This window comes from Pseudomonas sp. GM102 (assembly GCF_000282555.1).
In the GTDB taxonomy this organism is placed as follows: Bacteria; Pseudomonadota; Gammaproteobacteria; order Pseudomonadales; family Pseudomonadaceae; genus Aquipseudomonas.
Window position 1 is genome coordinate 1 of the sequence record NZ_AKJB01000092.1, and the last position, 3647, is coordinate 3647.

The following is a 3647-nucleotide window of genomic DNA, read 5'->3' on the forward strand; positions in this document are numbered from 1 at the left end:
TCGGCGTGACCCAGCATGTGAAGGTGGGGACGGCGCAGTTTGTCGAGGCCGGGACGGAGATTCATTACCACGCCGGGGAGAAGGTGGTGGTTGAGGGTGGCATGGAGCTGACGGCCAAGGCTGGCGGGAGCTTTGTGAAGATTGATGCGGGTGGGGTGACGATTAGTGGGGCTGAGGTGAAGGTGAATTCCGGCGGTGGGCCGGGTTCCGGTAGCGGAATCGGTATCCTCACCCCATTGATCCCAGGCCTCGCCGCAGCCGACATTGCCGGTCGCCTGATGAAAGAAGCCATAACCAATCCGACCTGGCTGGAATTGAACCTGCATTACGACAACCTTGAGCCCGTCCCGGGCGCGTCCTACCGCGTTGACTTTGCAGACGGTTCGACCCGTGAGGGGGTGCTGGACGAGGACGGCTTTGCCCGGTTGGAGGATGTCCCGAAAGGACCGGCCAAGGTGTATTACGGCGAGGATCCAAGACCTTACAACCGTGAAAGCGTATCGGTCGTCCAGAACTCTGACGAAAAGGTCAACGCAGATTTACGCAAGCTCGGCCTGGACCCGGACCAGGTTGATTTACAAGCATTGGTGGAGAAAGCCGCAGGGAGGCTGTCATGAGTGACGAAGTAGTTGAGAGCGCAAACGAAGGTGGCGAAGACCGCAGCGCCGCTTACCAAGAGGCTGCGGTAGAACTGGCAAAAGGCATCGCGCTCGGCGCAGTGCCGTTTCTGGGCCAGGCCATCGACGCCTACGACACCATCGAATCCTCTATCGTCCTCTACAACGCAGAATCGACGGCAGGCAAGGAAGACGCGCAATTTGATCTGCTGATGGCCGTCATCGGCTGGGTTCCAGGACCGGGCGACGGCCTGAAGAAGAGCCTGCGCATCGTCAACAAAGACCCGCAACGCTACGCCCCGGTACTGTTCGATCTGCTTCGCTTCGTATTGCAAGAATGCGGGATCAAAACCAGCCCCGAAGAACTGCTCAAGCAGATATTCGATGCAGGCAAACTGCGCGCTGAACTCGACGAAATCATCACCGGCGTAAAAGGCTCGTCCACTTTCCAGAGCCTTCCAAACTGGGCGAAAACGGCGGTCGTCACCGTCCTCGCCACCTCTCGCGACAACATGCCAGCGATGGTGGGGATTGTTGAGAAGCGGCTGGTTAAATGGAAAGGGATGCAGCGCAATAGCTCTGCGGCCTCTTCCGGGTCAAACCACCCCAAAAAAGCGGAAAAGCCCGCAAACAAAGACTCGGCTGTTGCGGCAAAGGGAACCGACGGTGCGAGCGGCACCCATTCCAACCAGGTTGAAGCCTCCAAAGTAGGCCTTCAGGCGCCAGCCAGCATTTTGAATGAAGGGCTGGGGGTTAGTGGGGAGCATATTGCCGATTACATCTGCGCGGTGGAGTTTGGTTGGGGTAAGGATTGGGATGGGCATGATAAGGGGGCGGATGGGAAGTGGTTGGAGGGTGTGCCTAGTGCGAGTAAAACGGGGAAACTCTCCGCAGGTGGAAGCCCCAAGGCAAAACACGTTCTCTACAAACTGTCTGATGGCGCTAATGGAACGGGGATAGATGCCGTTTGGCGAGCCAACCCTTCCAACAATGGAGGCGAGAAATTTGCCATTGTTGAGGCTAAGGCAAGCCGTGACGAGGATGCGCCAAAATTCATGCGTAAACTGAACAACATGCGCAAACCTGGTGTTGGCTCTAAGTTAGGTGTATCAGGATTGGACGATCCAAGCACGCTGCTTGAACCCATCGAAAGCGAGCAAGATACCAGTAGTAAAAGAAGCCCAAGCACCAAGAACACCGGCAGATCAAAAAAACTGCCTTCCAAAAGCTCAAAAACCAGTACTACTAAATCCAAAGACGTACTCGTACAGATGAGCGTGGAATGGATACTAAGTAATCTTCAAAAAGCGGTCGGCAATCGAATACTCGCCGCCCAAGTAGAAGCGTCTTACAGTCGACATTTATTTTATTCCCCACTCTACCACCCGAGCTCCAGCCCTAAAGAGCATGCTGAGGCCAGAATAAATAATGCAAATGAAAGCGAGCACCACACTCACAAAGCCTTTCATTACAATGAGACAGAGGTTAAAGCGTTTGTGAATAAGCGCAAAAAGTCTCTGACCAAAAAGCATGGCGCATTGAATACTTTAAAGGTTGAGGCATGACACTATGAATATACGGCAAAAATTTTTTAGCCAAAAACATTATGAGAATTTCCTCAGAGAACATGACGAGCTAATCGAATTCTTTAAAACAAACAAGTTCAAATCTGACTCTGCTTTAGAGGAAGCCTCTCAGCGCGCCAAATATTTTCAGACGCTTTCTTTAGACAAGTTACTTGCCACCTACACTGCCGGTGAGAATATAGAGACCCTTATTCCTCTCCTTGAGGAACTAGTGAAAAAGTACGAAATCCGCCAAAAAGCCCTGGCCGAATATCAGGGCATCCCGAACATATCGCCACTGGCAATAGACGATGGGCCAAACCAATATGAAGAAGCAGTCCAGGTGATAAGCCTGTGTATACTTTTACACCGGACTGACTTACTCCCACGCTTCGTCAAACTCATTGATGACGCAGGATATGCGAGTGACGATACACTTTATGAGGCCTTACTGAACAAGGTGATGCCTAATCGGCACGATGTAGATGAATGGTATCACGACGTATACACGTTACTTGTTCAAGCGATTTATAGCGATGACAAAGAAGAGCAGCCAAAACTTCTGAAAAAATATTGCCAACAATGGTATCCAGCCTTCAAGCAAGCTCCTTGGCACGACACTCACCTTCAAGGGGAGGAAGGAATTTACGTGGGTTACTGGGCCTTTGAAGCTGGTGCAGTTGCCTTCTTGTACGGCATAGATGACAGCCAAATAGACCACATGGTGTATCCGAAAGCATTGGTCGAGTACGCTCGAAACTATAAGGGTGATATTGGTTCCCAGATTAATCGTATTGTTGCTGGCGAACCCTGCAGCAAAACGGGCTACTGGTTCACCCCGGCTCAAGCCAACTCAAGACGCCACTTCCAACAAGGGGAAATCATGCCAAGCTTCAGTGACTCGAAATGGGGCGACACGCTTTGGTATTGGTCCGGTGATGTGTGAACTTATCTACAAATTACGCTCAGCGGCCACTTCATGGCCCTGAGCGAACACCCGCGTGCCGAATGGAACGACCTCTGGCTGTTGCTGGAAATCGTCCACGAAGGCAAACAGCCGCAAGTACTCGGCGAGAACATCACCAGCGACGTTACCCATAACAAGGACGACTTCCACCAGGGCTACCGCAACCGCTTCCTCGCCACGCCGTGGGACGCGCAATTCCGCCCAGCCCTGGAACACCCAAAACCCAAAGTGCTGGGCAGCCAGACCGCCATCGTCACCGGCCCGCCGGGTGAAGAAATCCACTGCGATGAATACGGCCGCGTCAAAGTGCAATTCCACTGGGATCGCGACGGTCAGGGCAATGACACCAGCAGCTGCTGGCTGCGTGTCGCCACCGGCTGGGCCGACAACGCCTACGGCGGCATCGCCATCCCGCGAGTCGGCATGGAAGTGTTCGTGACCTTCCTCGAAGGCGACCCCGATCAACCGCTGATTACCGGCTGCCTGTACCACAAGGAA

General features: G+C 53.3%; 2 protein-coding genes and 2 pseudogenes. All 4 read left to right on the plus strand.

Going from position 1 to position 3647, the window contains the following annotated elements:
- Positions 1–617 (plus strand): annotated as a pseudogene (locus PMI18_RS29940) (type VI secretion system tip protein VgrG); the annotation flags it as partial.
- Entirely contained in the window at positions 614–2182 is a 1569-nt protein-coding gene (locus PMI18_RS07060; RefSeq protein WP_007904601.1) for a hypothetical protein, read from the plus strand. The pseudogene PMI18_RS29940 and the gene PMI18_RS07060, both read left to right, overlap by 4 nt.
- A gap of 4 nt (positions 2183–2186) precedes the next feature.
- On the plus strand, positions 2187–3128 hold the full coding sequence (locus PMI18_RS07055) for a PoNe immunity protein domain-containing protein (RefSeq protein ID WP_007904604.1): 942 nt from the start codon (positions 2187–2189) through the stop codon (positions 3126–3128).
- Between the two features lie 12 nt (positions 3129–3140).
- A pseudogene (tssI, locus tag PMI18_RS07050) lies at positions 3141–3647 on the plus strand (type VI secretion system tip protein TssI/VgrG); the annotation flags it as partial.

Excerpts from the sequence above, each read along its gene's own strand:
- PMI18_RS07055 (WP_007904604.1), top strand. The coding sequence starts at position 2,187 with ATGAATATACGGCAAAAATTTTTTAGCCAAAAACATTATGAGAATTTC.
- PMI18_RS07060 (WP_007904601.1), top strand. The coding sequence starts at position 614 with ATGAGTGACGAAGTAGTTGAGAGCGCAAACGAAGGTGGCGAAGACCGC.